The organism is Parvimonas pharyngis, from assembly GCF_046569675.1.
In the GTDB taxonomy this organism is placed as follows: Bacteria; Bacillota; Clostridia; order Tissierellales; family Peptoniphilaceae; genus Parvimonas.
Genome location: NZ_JBKICJ010000001.1, coordinates 437,444 through 457,171 on the forward strand (window position 1 = coordinate 437,444; position 19,728 = coordinate 457,171).

The 19,728-nt window shown below is 26.6% G+C and carries 25 protein-coding genes and 1 other annotated feature; of the genes, 1 reads left to right on the top strand and 24 read right to left on the bottom strand.

The features are described from left to right. The first annotated feature begins 9 nt into the window (after positions 1-9). Positions 10-435: a flavodoxin gene (locus tag ACLGL0_RS02025; RefSeq protein WP_233055748.1), complete on the top strand. Its 426-nt coding sequence runs from the start codon at positions 10-12 to the stop codon at positions 433-435. A 60-nt stretch (positions 436-495) separates the two neighbouring features. Here the strand turns inward: ACLGL0_RS02025 and ACLGL0_RS02030 are convergent, their stop codons facing one another. The 24 genes from ACLGL0_RS02030 to ACLGL0_RS02145 form a co-directional block, all read right to left on the bottom strand. Further along, positions 496-1,221, bottom strand: coding sequence for an HAD family hydrolase (locus tag ACLGL0_RS02030; protein WP_314558955.1), 726 nt, complete (start codon positions 1,219-1,221; stop codon positions 496-498). Positions 1,222-1,229: 8 nt separating this feature from the next. Beyond that, entirely contained in the window at positions 1,230-1,526 is a 297-nt protein-coding gene (locus ACLGL0_RS02035; RefSeq protein ID WP_314558953.1) for a hypothetical protein, read from the bottom strand. 1 nt (position 1,527) lies between these two features. Next, positions 1,528-2,073: a class IV adenylate cyclase gene (locus tag ACLGL0_RS02040; protein WP_411013433.1), complete on the bottom strand. Its 546-nt coding sequence runs from the start codon at positions 2,071-2,073 to the stop codon at positions 1,528-1,530. A gap of 1 nt (position 2,074) precedes the next feature. Continuing rightward, positions 2,075-2,764, bottom strand: a complete 690-nt coding sequence (locus ACLGL0_RS02045; protein WP_411013434.1) for a metallophosphoesterase — start codon at positions 2,762-2,764, stop codon at positions 2,075-2,077. Between the two features lie 8 nt (positions 2,765-2,772). Further along, a complete protein-coding gene (locus ACLGL0_RS02050; protein WP_411013435.1) occupies positions 2,773-3,597 on the bottom strand; it encodes a patatin family protein in 825 nt (274 codons plus the stop codon). A 110-nt stretch (positions 3,598-3,707) separates the two neighbouring features. Then, positions 3,708-6,119, bottom strand: a complete 2,412-nt coding sequence (gene leuS, locus ACLGL0_RS02055) for a leucine--tRNA ligase (protein ID WP_314558945.1) — start codon at positions 6,117-6,119, stop codon at positions 3,708-3,710. 36 nt (positions 6,120-6,155) lie between these two features. Next, positions 6,156-6,343: a binding site (T-box leader), on the bottom strand. A gap of 50 nt (positions 6,344-6,393) precedes the next feature. Beyond that, positions 6,394-7,746, bottom strand: coding sequence for an MATE family efflux transporter (locus ACLGL0_RS02060; RefSeq protein WP_411013436.1), 1,353 nt, complete (start codon positions 7,744-7,746; stop codon positions 6,394-6,396). Positions 7,747-7,755: 9 nt separating this feature from the next. Beyond that, positions 7,756-8,640 carry an Hsp33 family molecular chaperone HslO gene (locus ACLGL0_RS02065; RefSeq protein WP_411013437.1) on the bottom strand — a complete coding sequence of 295 codons (885 nt, stop codon included), beginning with the start codon at positions 8,638-8,640 and terminating at the stop codon, positions 7,756-7,758. Between the two features lie 67 nt (positions 8,641-8,707). Further along, positions 8,708-9,274: a GrpB family protein gene (locus ACLGL0_RS02070; RefSeq protein ID WP_411013438.1), complete on the bottom strand. Its 567-nt coding sequence runs from the start codon at positions 9,272-9,274 to the stop codon at positions 8,708-8,710. Positions 9,275-9,400: 126 nt separating this feature from the next. Beyond that, positions 9,401-9,601 carry a cold-shock protein gene (locus ACLGL0_RS02075; protein ID WP_233055758.1) on the bottom strand — a complete coding sequence of 67 codons (201 nt, stop codon included), beginning with the start codon at positions 9,599-9,601 and terminating at the stop codon, positions 9,401-9,403. Between the two features lie 91 nt (positions 9,602-9,692). Next, entirely contained in the window at positions 9,693-10,304 is a 612-nt protein-coding gene (locus tag ACLGL0_RS02080; protein WP_411013439.1) for a thymidine kinase, read from the bottom strand. Between the two features lie 2 nt (positions 10,305-10,306). After that, a complete protein-coding gene (locus tag ACLGL0_RS02085) occupies positions 10,307-10,906 on the bottom strand; it encodes a peptidylprolyl isomerase (protein ID WP_411013440.1) in 600 nt (199 codons plus the stop codon). Then, positions 10,884-11,429, bottom strand: coding sequence for a GNAT family N-acetyltransferase (locus tag ACLGL0_RS02090; RefSeq protein WP_411013441.1), 546 nt, complete (start codon positions 11,427-11,429; stop codon positions 10,884-10,886). The genes ACLGL0_RS02085 and ACLGL0_RS02090 overlap by 23 nt, the downstream gene beginning before the upstream one ends. Next, positions 11,411-12,343, bottom strand: a complete 933-nt coding sequence (locus ACLGL0_RS02095) for an RluA family pseudouridine synthase (RefSeq protein ID WP_411013442.1) — start codon at positions 12,341-12,343, stop codon at positions 11,411-11,413. The genes ACLGL0_RS02090 and ACLGL0_RS02095 overlap by 19 nt, the downstream gene beginning before the upstream one ends. Before the next feature lie 3 nt (positions 12,344-12,346). After that, complete coding sequence (locus ACLGL0_RS02100; RefSeq protein ID WP_411013443.1) at positions 12,347-13,012, bottom strand: uracil-DNA glycosylase; 666 nt, start codon at positions 13,010-13,012, stop codon at positions 12,347-12,349. Between the two features lie 2 nt (positions 13,013-13,014). After that, the gene (gene lspA / locus ACLGL0_RS02105; protein WP_411013444.1) at positions 13,015-13,467 is read right to left on the bottom strand and encodes a signal peptidase II; all 453 of its coding nucleotides are present in this window, start codon (positions 13,465-13,467) and stop codon (positions 13,015-13,017) included. After that, on the bottom strand, positions 13,464-14,243 hold the full coding sequence (locus tag ACLGL0_RS02110; protein ID WP_411013445.1) for a YlmH/Sll1252 family protein: 780 nt from the start codon (positions 14,241-14,243) through the stop codon (positions 13,464-13,466). The genes lspA and ACLGL0_RS02110 overlap by 4 nt, the downstream gene beginning before the upstream one ends. A gap of 4 nt (positions 14,244-14,247) precedes the next feature. Next, the gene (locus tag ACLGL0_RS02115) at positions 14,248-14,718 is read right to left on the bottom strand and encodes a cell division protein SepF (protein WP_233055766.1); all 471 of its coding nucleotides are present in this window, start codon (positions 14,716-14,718) and stop codon (positions 14,248-14,250) included. 88 nt (positions 14,719-14,806) lie between these two features. Beyond that, positions 14,807-15,502 carry a YggS family pyridoxal phosphate-dependent enzyme gene (locus ACLGL0_RS02120; RefSeq protein WP_411013446.1) on the bottom strand — a complete coding sequence of 232 codons (696 nt, stop codon included), beginning with the start codon at positions 15,500-15,502 and terminating at the stop codon, positions 14,807-14,809. Then, entirely contained in the window at positions 15,502-16,638 is a 1,137-nt protein-coding gene (locus ACLGL0_RS02125) for a biotin/lipoyl attachment domain-containing protein (RefSeq protein WP_411013447.1), read from the bottom strand. The genes ACLGL0_RS02120 and ACLGL0_RS02125 overlap by 1 nt, the downstream gene beginning before the upstream one ends. A 26-nt stretch (positions 16,639-16,664) precedes the next feature. Continuing rightward, on the bottom strand, positions 16,665-17,948 hold the full coding sequence (locus ACLGL0_RS02130; protein ID WP_411013448.1) for an adenylosuccinate synthase: 1,284 nt from the start codon (positions 17,946-17,948) through the stop codon (positions 16,665-16,667). A gap of 14 nt (positions 17,949-17,962) precedes the next feature. Continuing rightward, complete coding sequence (locus ACLGL0_RS02135; RefSeq protein WP_313962134.1) at positions 17,963-18,574, bottom strand: phosphatase PAP2 family protein; 612 nt, start codon at positions 18,572-18,574, stop codon at positions 17,963-17,965. After that, positions 18,574-19,203, bottom strand: coding sequence for a phosphatase PAP2 family protein (locus tag ACLGL0_RS02140; RefSeq protein WP_411013449.1), 630 nt, complete (start codon positions 19,201-19,203; stop codon positions 18,574-18,576). The genes ACLGL0_RS02135 and ACLGL0_RS02140 overlap by 1 nt, the downstream gene beginning before the upstream one ends. Before the next feature lie 242 nt (positions 19,204-19,445). Continuing rightward, positions 19,446-19,676, bottom strand: a complete 231-nt coding sequence (locus ACLGL0_RS02145) for a glutaredoxin family protein (protein ID WP_314558907.1) — start codon at positions 19,674-19,676, stop codon at positions 19,446-19,448. Positions 19,677-19,728: the final 52 nt, after the last annotated feature.

Sequence of the window (19,728 nt, forward strand, 5' to 3'; positions counted from 1 at the left end):
GACTTTTAAATGAAAGTAGCAGTTGTATATTGGTCAGGTACAGGAAATACAGAAAAAATGGCTGATTGTATCGCAGAAGGTATTGAAAATGTAGGTTCTGAAGTAGAAGTAATCTTCTCTGATGATTTTGGCGCTGATATGTTAAACGATTATGATTTAATCGCTTTTGGTTGTCCAGCAATGGGAGATGAAGTTCTTGAAGAAACAAGCTTTGAACCAATGTTTGAAGAAGTTGAAGAAGAACTTAATGGTAGAAAAATTGCTTTATTCGGTTCATATGAATGGAATGAAGGACAAAAATGGATGAAAGACTGGAAAGTTAGATGTGAAGGAGTTGGAGCTGTATTAGTAGCTGAACCACTTTGCGTATATGATTGTCCAACACCAGAAGATGAAGATGAATGTGTAGCATTCGGAGAAAAAATTGGTAAATAATTAATAGTAAAATAAAAAGTAGCTAATTTATTAGCTACTTTTTTTAAAATATTCATAAAATTACAGAGTAATTACATCTGCTTTTAATTTATATATTACATCTTTTCTTTCTACTATTATATTAACTTTTTTTGAAAGTTCTTCATCGCATCTTATTTTTTCTAATAGTCTTTTTGATGGATTAATAGTATATGCATTACCAAATCTTCTAAGCATTGATAAATCTCCGGTAGTATCCCCATATGCATATGATTTTTCAGTATCTATATTATATTTTTCAATTAACTCATTACATACTTTATCTTTTCCTTCACTATGCCACATAGGATCTATTTCACCAGTAAATTTTCCATTTTCATCATATAAATATTTTGTCGCTCTAAATTCTGTGACGTCATATTTACTTGCCATCTCTTCAACTAAAAAGTCCGGACTTCCTGAAACAAAAAAAATTAAATGGCCATTAGTTTTATGAAATTCTAACTCATTTCTAGAAAAAACATATACTCTTTCAAAAACTTTTTTTATTGATTGTTCTGCTATAAACTTATTGTAGTTTATATCAAAGCCTTTTAAATCACTTCTATATTTTTCAGAAAGAGCTTCAATATATGCATCATATGCTCCATATCTGTTAACATATTCCATATATAGTTGTTTTACGTCATTTACCCAAACACTCTCATCCAATATTTCATATTTAATAAGTCTTTTAAAATGTTCAATCATTAGTGATTCTCTCGCTATAGTCCCATCTATATCAAAAAAAGCAGCAATATTTCCCATATGAACACCTACTTTCTTTTAAAATTCATAAGTAATAAGGCATAAAATAGTGAAACAACTCCACTTGTTCCAATAATCATTGCATAGTATAACGAATTGATACCTCTAGATGTTAAAATATTTGTCCATCCATCTGCTAAAAAAACAGTACCAACTATAATTAAAACGAATGCTGGAATAAATTTTATAAATCTATTTTTTAATCTACCTAGTAAATATGTTACAAGCATTCCAACGAATATTGCAAGTAATACTGCAATAACTGACAATCTTTTTGCAACTAAAATTCCTAATAACTCTTTCATACTAACCCCTACTCTCTAATTCTTCTTTAAGCTCAGGTAATGATTTCAAACAAATCTTGTCTTCGCTTATATTCAGTAATTTTAAAACTTCACACAAATCTTCGTAATTCGATACCTCAATTTCTATATATGGATAAGGATATACTTCTTTATCCCAAATATCAATATCTATATGAGCATTTTTTAATTTATATGATGTCCTAAATTTTTTCTCTATATCAAGTTTATCATATCCTATAAGAGACATTATTTTTAACATTTCTCCACTATTTTCTAATGAAACATTATATTCATTAAACTCTTTCAAAAATTCATTTTTCTTATGTTCCTTATAAGTTAATTCTGAGTTAATTTCTTTTCCATTATCATCTAAAAATTTTCTAATTCTTAAAAAACTTCCCTTTGGAATGTATTCAAATTTTGAAGAAGATAATCTAATATTTTCTTGATTTTCACATCCAATAAATTCTGCTCCCAAATCTTTCAATTTATTTTTTATATCTTCAACATCTATATTTAAAATTTTTACTTCTAATTCTTTTTCCATTTTATCTCCTAATAAGTCTTGGGATAAATTGCAAGTAATCCGCAGAAATACAGTGAAATTCAATTCCTTCAACAACTTCATCAACTACATTATTTAAAGAATATGCATGAAGATGGCCATATACTGCAACTTTTATATTATGTTCCTTTAAAAATAATCCAAAATCATTTAAAGTTCTATCTTTTTCAACTGGTGGATAATGAAAAAGGCAAATAATATCTTTTTCTTTGTTTTTAACAGAATCCAAACTAAGTTTTAATCTTGAAAGTTCTCTGTTATAAATCTTTCTATCAGTATCCTCAGAAAATTCAGAAGACTTTGGAGAAAGCCAACCTCTCGTTCCAATAAAAACATAGTCTTCAGTTTCAAAACTATTATTTTGTAAAAAAAACATATTTTTTAAATTGAGTTCTTTTATTTTAGTTAAACTACTCCACCATAAATCGTGATTGCCCTTCAAAAAAATTTTCTTTCCTGGAAGACTTTCAATTCTCTTTAAATCATTATATGCTTCTTCAATTCTTAAAGCCCAAGATATATCTCCTGGAACAACAATATAATCATTTTCTTTTACAATATCTTTCCAAGCCTCAAACATTCTCTGTTCATAATTTTCCCATGCCGAGCCGAAAACTTCCATAGACTTATCTCCAGTATAATCTAAATGTAAATCAGATAAACCGTAAATCATTCTAACTCCTAAACAAAATTTTTAACCTTATCTATACTTTGACTTGCAAGTAAATATCCTTCCTTATATAAATCAATAACATCTTGAAAATTAGTTGTAAAAGATTTAAATTTTAAAGGATTTACAGGTGCAAATACCAACGCTTTATTATCTTTTTCTAACTTATCAACCAAATCCATTGTTTCATTATATATATATTTTTCATTTTCCATTACCTTAATAAACATAGGATAATCTTTATAAGCAAGTCTTACTCTATCACTAACTTCTGATTTTACTCTTCTATATCCTCTATTTTTTGCTAGTAAGATTATAAATTTTTCATAGCCTTTTTCTATCGCTCTTTCAAGAGGATTTGTATTATACATTCCACCATCAAAATATGGAATACCATCAATTATAACATATTTTGCCATATCTGGTAGAGAAGATGAAGCTATTATTTTATTAACCATATCTGAGGTGTTTTTTGCATCTTTTGATGAAAAGAATTTATAACTACCATCAATCAAAGAAGTTACCCCGGCTTCGAATTCACCTTCTAAATTTTTATCAAATTCTGGAAAATCAAAAATTCTATTAACCATTGATACTAAATCAATAGGTTCTGAAGAATTTTTTAATAATTCCATATTTTTTAAAAATTCATTAAACAATTTATTTACATCGAATTCTATTCCACTAAGGAATTCAAATCCTGTAATTGCCCCTGCAGATACACCAACAACATAAGGAAATTTAATTTTATTTTCTTTAAAGCAATCTAGGACTCCTTTTAAAAAAGCTCCTCTCATCGCTCCACCTTCAATTACTAATGCAACTTTATTATCCATAAATTACCTCACATTTACTAAGTTATATTTATTATTTTACCATAAAATAAAAAAATATACAAAAAAGCAAGTCAATATGACCTGCTTTTTTTATTTTTTAATTTAAAATTCTATTTAACAACTATATTACAAATTTTTCCTGGAACAAAGATTTCTTTTACGATAGTTTTTCCTTCTACAAACTTTTTAACACTTTCATTGTTATATAGTTCTTCTTTAAAATCTTCAAATTTAGCATCTTTTGGAATCATCAAAGTAGCTCTAACTTTACCATTAATTTGAATTGGCATTTCAACTTCGTCATCTATTGTTTTTGCTTCATCATATTTTGGCCAAGTTTGTTCAAAGATATATCCTCCAAAATTCATTTCTTGCCATATTTCTTCTGTTATATGTGGAGAAACAGGATTTAATAAAATTAAGAATACTCTTAAATCTTCTCTAGAAATTTCTTTCGCTGAATAAAATTCATTAATCAAAGTCATAAGAGCAGCTATAGCAGTATTAAATTTTAAAGATTCGAAATCTTCTGAAACTTTTTTAATTGTCTTATGGATTGATTTTTCTAAAGATTTGGACATTTCTTCGGATGAATTTGTTATTTCTTGTAATTTCCAAACTCTGTCTAAGAATTTTCTACAACCATTAATTCCACCATCAGACCAAGACGCACTTCTTTCAAAATCTCCTAAGAACATTTCATAACATCTCAACGCATCTGCCCCATATTTATCAATCATTTCATCAGGATTTACAACATTCCCTCTTGATTTAGACATTTTTTCTCCATTTTCTCCAAGAATCATTCCATGTGATGTTCTCTTTAAATATGGTTCTTTAGTATTTACTACACCTATATCATAAAGGAATTTATGCCAAAATCTTGAATACAACAAGTGCAAAGTAGTATGTTCCATACCACCATTATACCAGTCAACTTGATTGAAATATTTTAAAGCATCCTTTCCAACAAGATTTTCTTTATTATGTGGATCCATATATCTTAAATAATACCATGATGACCCTGCCCATTGTGGCATTGTATCAGTTTCTCTCTTTGCCTTTCCTCCACATTTAGGACAAGTACAATTTACGAATTCATCAATTTTTGAAAGTGGAGACTCTCCCGTTTCAGTAGGTTCAAATGATTCAAGCTCAGGAAGTCTTAATGGCAATTCTTCTTCTGGAATTGCAACCCAACCACATTTTTCACAATTTACTAGAGGTATAGGTTCTCCCCAATATCTTTGTCTAGAAAAAACCCAATCACGAAGTTTAAAGTTAGTCTTTTTATTTCCAATACCAAGTTTTGATAGATATTCAAAAATCTTTTCTTTTGCTTCTTTAACTGAAAGTCCGTTTAGAAAACCTGAATTTACCATAATACCACTATCTGTATCAGTATATGCTTTTTCTTGAACATTTTCTCCACCACTAACAACTTCAACTATTTCTAAACCAAATTTCTTAGCAAAATCAAAATCTCTAGTATCATGTGCAGGTACTGCCATAATTGCTCCACTACCATAAGTCATTAGAACATAATCAGAAATAAACACAGGTATTTCTTTTTTTGTACAAGGATTAATTGCTGTTATTCCGTCAATCTTAACTCCTGTCTTATCTTTATTCATTTCAGTTCTTTCAAATTCTGATTTCTTTTGAACTTCTAAAATGTAGTTTTCTATTTCTTCCTTATTTTTTATTCTGTCTTCATATTTTTTAAGTAATGGATGCTCACATGATATAACCATATAAGTAGCACCAAAAATTGTATCTGGTCTTGTAGTATATACTAAAATAGAATCATCAACATCTTTTATTTGGAATTTAATTTCCATACCATAACTTCTACCAATCCAATTGATTTGTTGTGTCTTAACTCTATCAATAAAATCAACTTCCTCAAGATCATCAATAAGTCTATCAGCATATTCAGTTATTTTAAGCATCCATTGGTTTTTAACTTTATGAATAACTTCACTACCACATCTTTCACAACATCCACCAACAACTTCCTCATTTGATAAACCAACTTTACAAGAAGGACAGAAGTTTATTGGCATTTCCATTTTGTATGCTAGCCCTTTTTCAAACATCTTCATAAAAATCCATTGAGTCCATTTGTAATACTCTGGATCTGTTGTGTTTATTTCTCTATCCCAATCAAAAGAAAATCCAATACTCTTTAATTGTTTTTTGAAATTTGCAATATTATTTTTTGTTACAACTTCAGGATGAATTTTATTTTTCATCGCATAATTTTCAGTAGGCAAGCCAAAAGCGTCCCAACCCATTGTAAACAATACATTTTGTCCTTCAAGTCTTCTTTTTCTACTTACAACATCCATTGCAGTATATGGTCTTGGATGTCCTACATGAAGTCCTTGACCAGAAGGATATGGAAATTCAATTAAAGGATAAAATTTCTCTTTATCATTAATTTCACATTTAAAAGGCTTCTTTTCATCCCAAATATCTTGCCATTTTTTTTCGATATTTTTTGGATCATAATTTTTCATAACATTCCTCCATTCCATAAAAAAACTTCCGCCTCACAAAGAGACGAAAGTTGAAATTTCCGTGGTACCACTCTAATTAGTATTAAACTCACTCTATGATTATAACGTAATCAACGGCATTTGCATTTTATGAACAAGTTCAATACTTCAAAATATTATTTTCCACCAAACAATAACTCTCTAAAAATTTGAATATATTTACTACTTTCAATCAAAAATTTTCTAAATCTATAGTATAAATATTCTATCATATCTTTTATTTTTTTTCAATACATCAAAGTTTAAAATCAAAGTTTTCCCTTATAAATTTTTTAAAGAAAACATAATTTAGAAATCCCTTTACAAATGTACAAAAAGATATTACAACCCATATATATGTTATATCTAATTTTAAATATAAAACCAAATAAGCTAGCGGAATTCTTAGAGCATTCGAAAAAGTACTTATTATAGTAGGTGTTTTCGTGTTTTTTAATCCATTAAACATACCAGAAATTCCTATTTCAAGAGCTAAGAATATTTCTGAAAATGCTAAAATTTTTAAATAGCTAACTCCCATTCTGATTGTTTCTAAATCGTCTTTAATAAATAATCTAATTATAAAATCTGAAGAAACAAATAAAAAGACTGAACAAAAAACTCCAATCCATAAAATTATTTTAAGTCCTTTTTTATAACCAGATTGAATATTTTCATAATTTTTTGCCCCATAATTTTGAGCAATTAAGGCACATAAGGCAATAGAAAAACCTTCAACTGTCATCCAATTTATTGCTTCAATTTGTACAGCTACATTTTCTGCTGCAACAGCATTTTCTCCCCAGTTTGCTATTATTCTAAGTAATATAGTAGAAATGAAAGCAAATATACAAGATTTAAAAGCCGTTGGAACACCGAGTCTTAAAACCTCTTTAAATATTGCTTTACTAAAATTCTTAACCAAATTAAAGCCATGTAATATTTTCCCATCCAAAAATGAAAATACTATAAAAATTCCTGTAACTATCATTTGAGATAAAGTAGTTGCAATTGCAGCTCCACTTACACCGTATTTTGGTAATCCAAAATATCCATAAATTAATATTGGATCTAATACTATATTTATAATAAGCCCTGCTGAGTTCGCTATAAATGGCACTTTACTATTTCCTGAACCATTAAACACTCCAGAAAATAATGGATTTAAAAATGTAAAAGGCAGTCCCAATATTACAATATTTAAATAACTACTCGCTAGAGAATTTACTGTTTCACTTTTTATGTTAAAAAATTTAATTATATCAACTCCGAAAATATATAATAATATCCCAAAAGTTATTGACATAAATAGATTAATTGCAACTGATGTATCAATATATTTTCTAAATTGTTTATCATCTCTTGAACCTATACTATATGCTACACCTATTTCAATACCTGTTTTTGAAACTAGGACTAATGAATTAGCAAACCACATAATAAACGAAACTATTCCAACACCAGCAATAGCTTCTGTTCCAAGCTTTCCAACCCAAAATGTATCCATCAGACTATAAGACATCTGAATAAAAGAAGTTGTCATTATAGGAAGTGAAAGCAGTATTAAATTTCTATAAATTCTGTTATCTAATAAATTAATTTTTTTCATTGTTAATTCCTACAGTTTATTTAATAAATTTTTAATATGTTCAACACTTCTCTTGTACTTCTTATCACAGAAATTACAAGAAATCTCAATTTCTTTACCTTCTTCTATTATATCATTAAGCTCTTTCTTGCCTAACCCTAATAACATATTATCAATCTTTTCATTACTACAATTACATTTATAGTGAATTATTTTTTCTTCAATAACTCTAATATTAAAAATTTTCAAAATAGAACAAATATATTCATAAAAACTCATATCATCAGTCTTTGAAGATAAATAATTTTCTAGTTCAACTTTAAACATATCTGAATATATTTTAAATTGAGATAAATCTTTTTCTGTATAGTTAGGTAAAAGTTCCATCATAAAACCAAATGAAAAATACTTATCTTCAACTTTTTTTACCTGTAAATCAATTGATGTTACAGTTTGGTTTGAAGCACTGAAATAATTACTAAAATTTTCACTAATATTAGAAGAAATTATACTTGTTTGTCCAATATATGGTGCTTTAAGGCCTAAATCTTTAATTAAAACAAGTATTCCATTATCTCCTATAAAATCTTTTGAAGATTTTCCCTTTTCGTATATTTTATCGTATTTACTTATATTTTTGTTTTCTAAATATCCTGTTATAAAAGAATTATTATATAATTTTGAAATTATAAGACCACATTCTCCATTTGTCTTTAATTTTAAATCAATAGAATCAGTATCATTTTTTAAGTCGGAATAAAGTAACGCATTCATCGTTAAAACTTTTCCCATTTCAATATTTGCACTAACAGAACTCTTTTGTAATTTTTCAAAGTCTTCAACTATATCATCAGTAAAAGCAAAGAAAAATCTAATTGAATTATGTTCGTCAATACATCTCAATATTTTAGCCATAAAATCTCCTTAATATCAATTTCATATAAAATTATATACTAAAAAATTAAAGAAATCAATTGATAAATTAATATATTATCCCGTATTTTTTCTTTGCAATTTCAGTATATTTTTTTATAAATTCTTCTTTTGATTCTGTATAAGCATCTCGATTATGTTCAAATTTTTTCCAGAGAGATAGTTTTAATTTTTCATACTCTTTTGCTATTTCAAAATTTTCTAATAAATAGTCCCTAAAATACAATTCATCATTATCTCCATCTAATCTTATATGCAAATGAAATACTCTTTTAGCAAATCCTTTTTCAGTATATCCTTTATTCATAGAAATTCTCTTTTCATCTTCACTCATACAAAGCCAATTATTTTTTAATAATATATCTTTTACAAATTTTAAATCTTCATTATTCTTAACCTCTAAAAGAATATCCACAATATTTTTTGCCCATATTGTAGGAATATATGTACTTCCTATATGCGAAATTCTGTAAATTTTTTCATTTGGAATTAAAAATAAAATATTTGCTTTTTCATCGTTATACCAAGTTTTCCATTCATCATTATGTTCAACTAGAAATATTGGAAAAATTTTCCACAATTCTTCTAAACTCATATCATATAATTTTTTACTCATAAAATGTCCTTTTAATTAAATTTAAAAAATCTCCTATAAAGGAGATTTTACTTCTTGATTAATATTAATATTAATATCATAACATACAATGTATGCTGAAATTGAATTTTTATTTAAAAAACAATCTTATAACTTAACAACACCAGAAGCTTGAGGACCTTTAGCGCCTTCTACTATTTCAAATTCGACAGCTTGTCCTTCTTCTAAAGTTCTAAATTCACCAGTTTCTTCTAATGCTGAAAAATGTACGAATACATCTTCTCCATTTTCAGTTGAAATAAATCCAAATCCTTTAGCCGCATTGAACCATTTTACAGTTCCTTTCATATCCTTTAAATCCTCCATTACTATAGGAAATTGTAGCAAAAAATTACTACCTTCATACTATAACACAATTAAACGAATAAATCAAGTATTTTTATTCATCTTCTAACATACTTAACTGATTTTCCATTTGTTTTCTGATTTTTTCTTTTTCATAATAACATTTTCTGCACAGAGGTTCATAGCTTTCAGCAGCTCCTAGTTTTATTCTCTCATCGTCATGAGTTTTTCTATAACTAACCCATGCATCAACCCCACAATTAGCGCATACAGCATGATGTTTATATAGATAATCCGCTCTTGGCATTAATTCCTTTACTAATTCAAAAGGATCTGCTTTAAAGTCCATATCTAATCCAGCAAGTACAACTGTAAACTCATTTTCTAAGAATAAATTTAAAGTTTCAACAATTTTGCTTATATCGCCTTTAATAAATTGTACTTCATCTATTCCAATTATACTTGCTGTACTAGTTTTCATATATTCAATTATATCGTCAATATTTTCAACTGGAATTGCTCTCATTTTATTATTATCATGAGTAACTATCTCTTTTTCTGCATATCTATTATCAAATTTAGGTTTGAAAACAACTGTTTCATACTTTGCAATTTCAAATCTATTTAAGTCCTTCCACAAACTTGAAGTCTTTCCCGAGAACATACTTCCAGTATGTAAAATTAATTTACCTTTATATTGATGCATGACTAGCCCTCAAATACTTTTTCTTCAATTGATAAAATTACCATATCTTCTATTGGTTTATCATCTTTTGAACAATAAGTATTTGCTATTTCATCAACTACTTCCATTCCTTTAAACACTTGTCCAAAAACTGAATGTTTAAAATCTAACCAGAAAGCTCCTCCAAGTTTTTCGTAAGTATCAACAACTTCATCAGGATATATTTTTTTATCTGAATTTCTTAAGTGATTAATATGTTCATCAGAAACTTTACTATTTTGTACAATAAAAAATTGACTACCATTTGTATTAGGACCAGAATTTGCCATTGATAATGCACCTCTATAATGTCTAAAATCACCATCAAATTCATCTTCAAATTCTTTTCCCCAGATACTTTCTCCTCCCATACCTGTTCCTTCTGGATCTCCACCTTGAATCATAAAATCTTTTATTACTCTGTGGAAAGTAACTCCATTATAATATCCTTTTTTAGCTAAAGTTATAAAATTTTCACAAGTTTTTGGAGCAATTTCATTAAATAATCTTAAATAAATATCTCCTACATTTGTTTTCATTATATAAACTTTTTCTCCAACTTTAGGCATTTCTAATTGTTTCATATTCTTTTTCTCCTTTTAAATAATTTTTTCTTAAAATTGCTCTATACACTAAGGTTATATATCTTCCTTTTAAAAATTCTACATCTTCAAAGATACCCTCTATTTCAAGTCCACATTTTTCCATTACTTTTCCTGAGGCTAAATTTTCTCTAATATGTGTTGCACTTACTCTATTAACTTTTAGAGTTTTAAATGCATAATCTAACATGAATTCAAGAGTTTCAGTCATATAACCTTTGTTCCAATATTTTTTATTTAAAACATATCCAATTAATAGTGAATTGTTTTTTAAATCAGCTCTATATTCAAAACAACCAATACATTTATTTGAAATCTTTTCAATGATTGCAAAGCATAGTTTGTTTGTCATATAGTATTCTTTAATAACTTTTTCAGTTTCTAAAATATTTTTATGTTTATCCCATGTTACAAATTTACAAGTTTCTTCATCGTTGGCAAATTCAAAAACATCATCAATATCTTCTAAATTAAAATTTCTAAAAATCAGTCTTTCGCTTTGCATAATAGCTCCTCACTAAATTCCAATCCTGTTTTGAATAGAATACTAAAGAAATATTCATCTGGTAAAACTCTAAACTGTAATTTTTCATTAGTTATTGGATGTAAAAACTCAAGATAATAAGAGTGTAACATCTGTCCTTTAGCTTTTATCTTTTCATTTTTATTTCCATATGTGTCATCACCTACAATAGGATGATTTATACTGCTAAAATGAACTCTAATTTGATGAGTTCTACCTGTATGAAGAGTTACATCAACTAAAGAATACTTTAAATTTGAGGTTAAAATATTATATTCTGTAAGTGCTTCTTTTCCAGACTTACTTTTAACACTCATTTTTTTTCTGTCTTTTTCATCCCTACCAATAGGCTTATCTATGAAACCAGATTCTTTCGAAAAACTACCATTACAAATCGCTAAATATTTTTTACTTATTTCTCTTTTAGAAAACATATCAATCAATTTTAAATGTGTTTCATCATCCTTTGCACATATAATAAGTCCTGTTGTATCTTTATCAAGTCTATGAACTATCCCAGGTCTTTCAGAATTAATCATTGATAATTTACAATGGTTTAAAAGTGCATTTACTAAAGTATGCTCTTCATTTCCTGCAGCGGGATGAACAACCATATTTCTAGGCTTATTTATTATTATAATAAAATCATCTTCATATATAATATCCAAGTCTATTTCTTCAGCAACTAATTTAGTTTCTTTTTTTTCAGGAATTGAGACTGAAATTTCATCCCCAATATCCAAAATAACATTAGGTTTTATATTCTTTCCATTTACAAAAACAAATTTCTCTTTTATCAATTTTTGAATTGAAGTTCTAGATAAATTAGAAATTTTTTCCGATAAAAAAACATCACATCTGACTTTCTTATCACAAATATAATTCAATTCTGTCAAAAATTACACTCTCCAATCTATTGGTTTAACTCCTCTACTAATCAAAAAATCATTCGCTTTAGAAAATGGCTTGCTTCCAAAAAATCCTCGATGAGCAGAAAAAGGAGACGGATGCGGACTTGTAATAATAAAGTTATTTTCATTACTTTTTATTAAACTGCTTTTTGATATAGCAAAACTTCCCCATAATATAAATACTTTTGGATAATCAAAATTTGAAATTATCTCAATAACTCTATCGGTAAAAATTTGCCAACCAATATCCTTATGAGAATTAGGTTTTGCTTGTTCTACAGTGAGTGTAGCATTTAAAAGAAAAACACCTTGTTCTACCCAAGCAGTTAAATCTCCATGCTTTGCTGGAATAATACCTAAATCTGAATTTAATTCAATGTAAATATTCCTAAGTGAAGGTGGAATTTTTTCTCCTTTATTTACAGAAAAGCTCATTCCATTTGCTTGATTTAAACCATGATAAGGATCTTGTCCTAAAATAATAACTTTAACGTCTTTAGGTGCTATTTTATCAAAAATTGTAAAAACAGCTTCATTAGGTGGAAAAATAGTTTTATGTTTATATTCTTCATCTAAAAATTTTTTCATTCTAATGAAATAATCTTTATTAAATTCATCTTTTAAATATTCGTTCCAAGCAGTATAATTTGACATTTTTAGTTCTCCTTCTTAGTAAACGAAACTACTATTAGTAGAAAACAAGCTACACATATATAAATATCTGCAAAATTAAAAACTGGAAAATCATATAGTCCACCAAATTTTGTGTGTATAAAATCTACAACAAATGAATATCTAATTCTATCAATACAATTTCCTAATGCACCACAAGCTATTAAAGTATATAATATTTGCTCTACTTTTGAGATTTTATCCTTATTTTTATAAATATAAAGCAAAATTCCAAAAAATGCTACTAAAGAAATTATAATAAATAAGAATTTATATCCTCTAAAACTACCAAAAGCTACTCCAGTATTCTCTACATAAGTAAATTCTAACCAATTCTTAATTATTACTACTGAATCTACACCTTTTAATTTTGTTATTGTAATGTATTTTGTAAACTGATCTAAAACTAGACCAATAATTAAAATTGCATAAATCATATAGAATACCTCTTAATGTTGACCACATATTTATTCTTTTTTGTTAAACCACCAAGACTATCAACTTTAAACTTACCTTCTTTTCTGATGGAAATAATATCATTCTCATTTATCTTCTTGTCAAAGTCTTTGCATTCATCGTAATTCAAATTAACATTACCAGACTTTATAAATTTTTGAGCAATTTCTCTTGAAGTTCTTGCAAGTTCTTTTACAAAACAATCTAATCTTAAACTAGAAACAATTATTCTTTCATCTTCAAATTTTCTAAAATTTGAAGGAATAAAATTCTCATTTAAAATCTCTAATTTTAAATCTTGTCCTGCAAATCTTAAGCCATTAGAAAACAAAAAGGTTCCTATTGGTTTTAAACAGTAAACATACCAACAGTCGTCAACTTTTATAATTTCTCCGACTTTTTCACGATTTATCCCCAAGTGTGTAATACTTCCTAAAATATTTCTATGTTCAATACCAGAAATATCTTTAAATCTTAAAGTTTCTAAATACTCACTTAAAGAATAATTATATCTATAAAAAATCAAAAACTTTCTCTCATAATCATCATCAGAAAATATTATATCAAAATCTAAATCAATATTTGCCAAAATTCTCTTAACATATTTAAACTCCAAAGGAGTAAAAAAATTAGAGACAAAAATATCTTTATAATTTTTTTCCATAGAAACAAGACCATCTAAAAATTTATTGATGGTCTTTTTTACTTCTATATTATTAATATTATCTAAGATTTTTAATTTATCAAATGACTTCATTTAATTATAATTGATAAAATCCATTATTTTCAATTTGATCTTTAACTTTTCCGTCAATATCAATTCCCTTAGGAGCTAAGATGAAAATATCTTTAGTAACCTTTTGGATTTTTCCGGATAGAGAATAAATACCTCCACTAACGAAATCAAAAATTTGTCTTTTCTTATCAACTTCTAACATTTCTAAATTAAGAACTACAACCTTACCTTTTAAAACATCATCTAAAACTTGAGTTCCATCATCAAAAGTAATAGGTTCTCTAATAGAAATTAAAAATCTACTAATATTTGGCATTGTAACAATATTTGATTTTTCCTTTTCTAAAGCTATTTTGCTTCCAGCGCTTCTTGCATAACTTTCTCCTACTGATTTAGGTTGTTTTTCTACAATAGCCTCTTCTTCATAATCATCATATTCATCATCCAAGTCATCACTTCCAACAAATTTTTTAATTTTGTCCATAAACCCTGCCATAATATTCCTCCTCATATTTTTATTATTTTTTATAACAAATGAAAATTCAAAAATTTTCTAATTATAATCCTTTTATATACTTTCATAGTTATGAAAGTACTCTATAATCTCTTTTTCCAAATATTGAAGTTCCAATTCTAATTAGATTTGCACCTTCTTCTATAGCAATGATAAAATCATTACTCATTCCCATAGATAATATTTTCATATCGATATTTTTTAATCCAAGACTTGAAATCTCATCAAATAAAGATTTCATCTTTTTAAAATAAATTCTAGTATCTTCAACATTTTCTCTATATGGAGCAACTGTCATAAGACCTTCGATTAAAACATTATCTCTTTTTGAAACTTCTTTAATAAAATCTATTACTTCTTCCTCAAAAAGTCCAGATTTACTATCTTCTTTCCCAATATTCACTTCAACTAAACATCTAACTTTAATTTTTTTATTTTTAGCTTCAGTTTCTAGCTTATCTAAAAGTGATATTCTATCTAAAGAATGTATTAATTCAACTTTATCAATAATTGATTTTACCTTATTTGTTTGAAGATGTCCAATCATATGAAATTTTACTTTTCCTTCAAAAAAATCATATTTTTTAAAAATCTCCTGAACTTTATTTTCTCCAAATGTATTAAATCCTAATTCTATTGCCTCTTGAATTTTTTCTACATCTACCGTCTTAGAAACAGGTAACAAAAATATTTCATCTCTATCTCTATTTGAATTATTACAAGCTAGAGCTATATTATTTTTTATTAAATCAATATTTTCTTTCATTACTTTGAAATTGCACCTTCTTTAACTTTACTAGCATCTTTTAAAATGTTAGAAAAAATTCCTACAGAACTATTTCTAGAATCTATATATACTTTAGAATTAATCTTATCAATAAAATTAACTTTAACTTTTGCTCTACTAATGTTGTCAAAAGAATCTACTACTAAAACATAATCTTCACCATCTACTGTAGATAATGCTGTTAAAGGTAATTCAAAAGAGTTAGAAACCGTCTGAATAACATTTAAATCAATAAATCTTTTATCTGCAATTTCATTAAAAGCAGAAGAAAATTGACCAATAATTAAATCATATTCTGAACCTTTTTTGAATTTTTTAACTATACCCGTAGCTACTGAATCTCCAATTTTAACTTTAATACTCTTATTTTCTTCTAAATTTTCAAATGCACCAGCTTTAACTCTTATACACAAATAATATTTTAAATTATCAACAATTTTAATACCATCAATACTAGAGATATTATTTGAACTATCAAAGTTAAAATCTTTTTCATCAATAGAATCAATAACAGAAAAGTCATATACATTCTCAAGACCGTCAATTTTATTTAATACAACTCCAGAATTCTTTGAAATAATTTTACCAGAGTTAATTGTATCGTTTAATAATGAATATCTGAAAAGTTTATCTGAGCTATATTTTTTACCAAAAGCATTTTTGTTCTGATCACTTGATAAAATTTCAAAAGTTTTGGAAAAGTTCTTTTCTCTCACAAAGTTTAAAATATTTTCTATATCAATACCTTCAACTTTAGAATCTTTATTCTCTTCTTGTGCTTTTAAAACTTCAACCTTTTCTGCTAAATAATCTTTTAAATTTTGGTCAATTTGATTTACATCAACTTCACCAATTTCTTTTTCTACTGCAACTTTTGAATTATCAGTTTCAATACTGCTTTTTCCAATAAAATATAGGTACTCATCTTTTATAACTAATGCTTTAGAAGATAAGTTTATGTCGTAACTTTTTGGATTTTCTAAAGCTATGATATCTTTATTTAAGTTTTTACTAAAAAATATATTTTTAATTAAAAATAAACTTACAAATAAAAATAAAATTACTAAACCTATATTTTCTCTAGCATTAGGTAACAATTTTTTACGTTTTTTCATATAATACCCATTAGTCTTAATTTAAATTAAAGACTACTATTCTTATAAATTATATCTTCTCTCTTTGGACCATTAGAAATCATTTTAATAGGAACTTCCAATTCTTTTTCGATAAATTCTATATATTCTCTACATTCAACTGGTAGTTCATCATAATTTTTAATTCCTCTTATATCTCTATTCCATCCCTTTAAGACTTTCCAAACTGGTTTAGCCTTTTCAAGTTTATCGGATGTTGGAAAATCTCTAGTTACTTCACAATCAATTTCATATCCGATACAAATAGGAATTTCTTCTAAATATCCTAAAGCGTCAATAACTGTTAATACAGCTTCTGTACTTCCTTGTACTCTACAACCATATCTTGAAGCAACTGCATCAAAATATCCAACACGTCTTGGTCTTCCAGTTGTAGCACCATATTCACCTTTATCTCCACCACGTTTTCTTAATTCTTCTGCTTCTTCTCCGAAAATTTCACTTACAAATGCACCAGCACCAACTGCACTTGAATATGCCTTAACAACAGTAACAATATCAGTAATTTCATAAGGTGGAATTCCAGCTCCAATAGATCCATATCCAGCTAATGTTGATGAAGAAGTTACCATTGGATAAATACCATGATCAGTATCCTTTAAAGATCCAAGTTGTCCTTCAAGCAAAATTTTCTTGCCATATTTAATGGCATCATTTAAGTATTTTGATACATCACAAACATATGGTTTAATTGCATCTCTCCATACTAACATATGGTCATATAATTCTTTTGCATCAATTTTTTCTTTTTTATATAAATTTTCTAAAATTACATTTTTTAGTTCAACAACTCTTTGAACTTTTTCAAATAAATTATCATCAAAAAGTTCATTTACTTGAAAACCAATTTTAGCATATTTATCTGAATAACATGGTGCAATTCCCGATTTAGTTGACCCAAAAGAATTTTTACCAAGTCTTTCTTCTTCATATGCATCAAAATCAATATGATAAGGCATTACAAGTTGTGCTCTGTCTGATACTAAAATATTAAGATCTGGAACATTTTTTTCCTTTAAATACTCAATTTCTTTAAGTAAATAAGGAATATTTAATGCTACACCATTTCCTATTACAGATGTTGTATGTTTATAAAAAACACCTGATGGTAATAAATGTAGGGCGAATCTTCCATACTCATTAATAATAGTATGTCCCGCATTGGAACCGCCTTGAAATCTAACAATAATATCAGCATTTTCTGCTAACATATCTGTTATTTTCCCTTTTCCTTCATCTCCCCAGTTTGCTCCTACTACTGCTTTAACCATAATTCCTCCTCATATTAAAACAAAAATTTATAATAAAAACCAATATTATACAAATAAATAGTCCAGCTAAAAAATACAAGTCCTAATAAGGAACCGAATATAACATCTGAAAACCAATGAACTCCTACAACAATTCTACTTATTGCAATACTAAGTCCAAACAAAATACCTAAAGACATCCAAATTGGAAAAGAACTATGACCATTAAATAATACATACATAACAGTCGGATAAAAACTTAAACCAATACAAGAGTGTCCACTTGGGAAACTATATCCCCAGTATTTAATATCAGAATGTGATACTGGACGTTCTCTCCTAAATAAAAATTTAAAAGAGTTTAAAAATATCATATTAAATAGTGACGAATTTAAAATAGCACTAGCTAACACATAGTTTTTTTCTGAAACAGAATAAAAGAAGATTGGAAAAATAATAATCAATGATGTAACAACATCGCCCATTGAAGTAATATGTTTCATTGAAGATTTCAAAAATCTTAAATTATTATTTTGAAAAAAGTTTTTTAACTTTAAGTCTATTAAAAAATTCTGTTTCTTTAATTTATTTCCTACTATTGAAGTAAAAATAAATACTACAACAGTAAAGATAATTAAATATACCATTAATCCCTCCAAAAATTAAGATATATCTCTTTAGATAATCTATAAGATAAATATCCTAATGTAAGTCCTACAATAACATCAGTTGGCCAATGAACACCTAAAATAACTCTACTTAAAGCGATCATTATTATTAGAACATATATAAATATATCTAAATACCTGTTCTTTTTCTTTCGATTTAATAAAAATCTAAAAGTTAAATAAAAAGCTGATATATTCATTGAATGTCCACTTGGATAACTATATCCTGCAACATTAATTATAAAAAACTCAATAGGTCTTTTTCTTAAAACTATATGCTTAATCAATTCATTTAAAATATAAGTTATTAATAATGAACAGACTAAAAATATAAAGTCTTTCTTTAAATCATTAAAATAAAAATATATTCCCATTGGAATTAATAATATAAAGCAACCTATCCCACTTCCCAATGATGTTATAAACTTTATAAAATTTAGGAGAATAGTATTCTTAGTAAAAATATTATTACTTTGAACAAAACTCATTAGTTTATAATCAAAACTATCAGTAAGTTTTACACTTTTTAAATAAAAACCAAATAAAACGCTACAAAGTACAACTATAGAAAATAAAATAATCAATTGTCTTAATTTTAATTTTTCCATTTTTCCTCCTAAACAACAATTATTATACCATAAATTGAGTTATTAATCAAAGAAATAACATAGTTTTTAACAAAAAAACTACCATTAAATTACAAAAATTTAACAGTAGTTTAAAATTATTATTAACAATATTATTTAATATCTATAAATGCTAAAAAAAGTAAATATTTTTTATTTTTTTAATAGTTAATCATAAAAAAAGGTTCAGTTAAAAACTGAACCTCTTATTTATTATATTAATATTATAATCCTAATGCTTTTGATAATGCTGCTTTGTCAAAACCAACCATTTCAAAATCATCAACATAGATTACAGGAACACCCATATGTCCTTTTGCCATTAATTCTTTTCTAGCTTCTAAATCAGTTGAAACATTTTTTTCAACGTATTCAACATTATTTGCCTTTAAGAATTCTTTTGCTTGTTTACAATATGTACAAGACTCACTTGAATATACTACTACTTTTGCCATTTTAGTTTCCCCCTAAAAAATTTTTTTGTAATTTTAAATATTTTCAATATTT

What these genes read in the sequence shown, in the direction of transcription:
- ACLGL0_RS02025 (WP_233055748.1), top strand. Translation starts at nt 10, where the DNA reads ATGAAAGTAGCAGTTGTATATTGGTCAGGTACAGGAAATACAGAAAAA.
- ACLGL0_RS02030 (WP_314558955.1), bottom strand. Translation starts at nt 1,221, where the DNA reads ATGGGAAATATTGCTGCTTTTTTTGATATAGATGGGACTATAGCGAGA.
- ACLGL0_RS02035 (WP_314558953.1), bottom strand. Translation starts at nt 1,526, where the DNA reads ATGAAAGAGTTATTAGGAATTTTAGTTGCAAAAAGATTGTCAGTTATT.
- ACLGL0_RS02040 (WP_411013433.1), bottom strand. Translation starts at nt 2,073, where the DNA reads ATGGAAAAAGAATTAGAAGTAAAAATTTTAAATATAGATGTTGAAGAT.
- ACLGL0_RS02045 (WP_411013434.1), bottom strand. Translation starts at nt 2,764, where the DNA reads ATGATTTACGGTTTATCTGATTTACATTTAGATTATACTGGAGATAAG.
- ACLGL0_RS02050 (WP_411013435.1), bottom strand. Translation starts at nt 3,597, where the DNA reads ATGGATAATAAAGTTGCATTAGTAATTGAAGGTGGAGCGATGAGAGGA.
- leuS (WP_314558945.1), bottom strand. Translation starts at nt 6,119, where the DNA reads ATGAAAAATTATGATCCAAAAAATATCGAAAAAAAATGGCAAGATATT.
- ACLGL0_RS02060 (WP_411013436.1), bottom strand. Translation starts at nt 7,746, where the DNA reads ATGAAAAAAATTAATTTATTAGATAACAGAATTTATAGAAATTTAATA.
- ACLGL0_RS02065 (WP_411013437.1), bottom strand. Translation starts at nt 8,640, where the DNA reads ATGGCTAAAATATTGAGATGTATTGACGAACATAATTCAATTAGATTT.
- ACLGL0_RS02070 (WP_411013438.1), bottom strand. Translation starts at nt 9,274, where the DNA reads ATGAGTAAAAAATTATATGATATGAGTTTAGAAGAATTGTGGAAAATT.
- ACLGL0_RS02075 (WP_233055758.1), bottom strand. Translation starts at nt 9,601, where the DNA reads ATGAAAGGAACTGTAAAATGGTTCAATGCGGCTAAAGGATTTGGATTT.
- ACLGL0_RS02080 (WP_411013439.1), bottom strand. Translation starts at nt 10,304, where the DNA reads ATGCATCAATATAAAGGTAAATTAATTTTACATACTGGAAGTATGTTC.
- ACLGL0_RS02085 (WP_411013440.1), bottom strand. Translation starts at nt 10,906, where the DNA reads ATGAAACAATTAGAAATGCCTAAAGTTGGAGAAAAAGTTTATATAATG.
- ACLGL0_RS02090 (WP_411013441.1), bottom strand. Translation starts at nt 11,429, where the DNA reads ATGCAAAGCGAAAGACTGATTTTTAGAAATTTTAATTTAGAAGATATT.
- ACLGL0_RS02100 (WP_411013443.1), bottom strand. Translation starts at nt 13,012, where the DNA reads ATGTCAAATTATACTGCTTGGAACGAATATTTAAAAGATGAATTTAAT.
- lspA (WP_411013444.1), bottom strand. Translation starts at nt 13,467, where the DNA reads ATGATTTATGCAATTTTAATTATTGGTCTAGTTTTAGATCAGTTTACA.
- ACLGL0_RS02110 (WP_411013445.1), bottom strand. Translation starts at nt 14,243, where the DNA reads ATGAAGTCATTTGATAAATTAAAAATCTTAGATAATATTAATAATATA.
- ACLGL0_RS02115 (WP_233055766.1), bottom strand. Translation starts at nt 14,718, where the DNA reads ATGGCAGGGTTTATGGACAAAATTAAAAAATTTGTTGGAAGTGATGAC.
- ACLGL0_RS02120 (WP_411013446.1), bottom strand. Translation starts at nt 15,502, where the DNA reads ATGAAAGAAAATATTGATTTAATAAAAAATAATATAGCTCTAGCTTGT.
- ACLGL0_RS02125 (WP_411013447.1), bottom strand. Translation starts at nt 16,638, where the DNA reads ATGAAAAAACGTAAAAAATTGTTACCTAATGCTAGAGAAAATATAGGT.
- ACLGL0_RS02130 (WP_411013448.1), bottom strand. Translation starts at nt 17,948, where the DNA reads ATGGTTAAAGCAGTAGTAGGAGCAAACTGGGGAGATGAAGGAAAAGGG.
- ACLGL0_RS02135 (WP_313962134.1), bottom strand. Translation starts at nt 18,574, where the DNA reads ATGGTATATTTAATTATCTTTACTGTTGTAGTATTTATTTTTACTTCA.
- ACLGL0_RS02140 (WP_411013449.1), bottom strand. Translation starts at nt 19,203, where the DNA reads ATGGAAAAATTAAAATTAAGACAATTGATTATTTTATTTTCTATAGTT.
- ACLGL0_RS02145 (WP_314558907.1), bottom strand. Translation starts at nt 19,676, where the DNA reads ATGGCAAAAGTAGTAGTATATTCAAGTGAGTCTTGTACATATTGTAAA.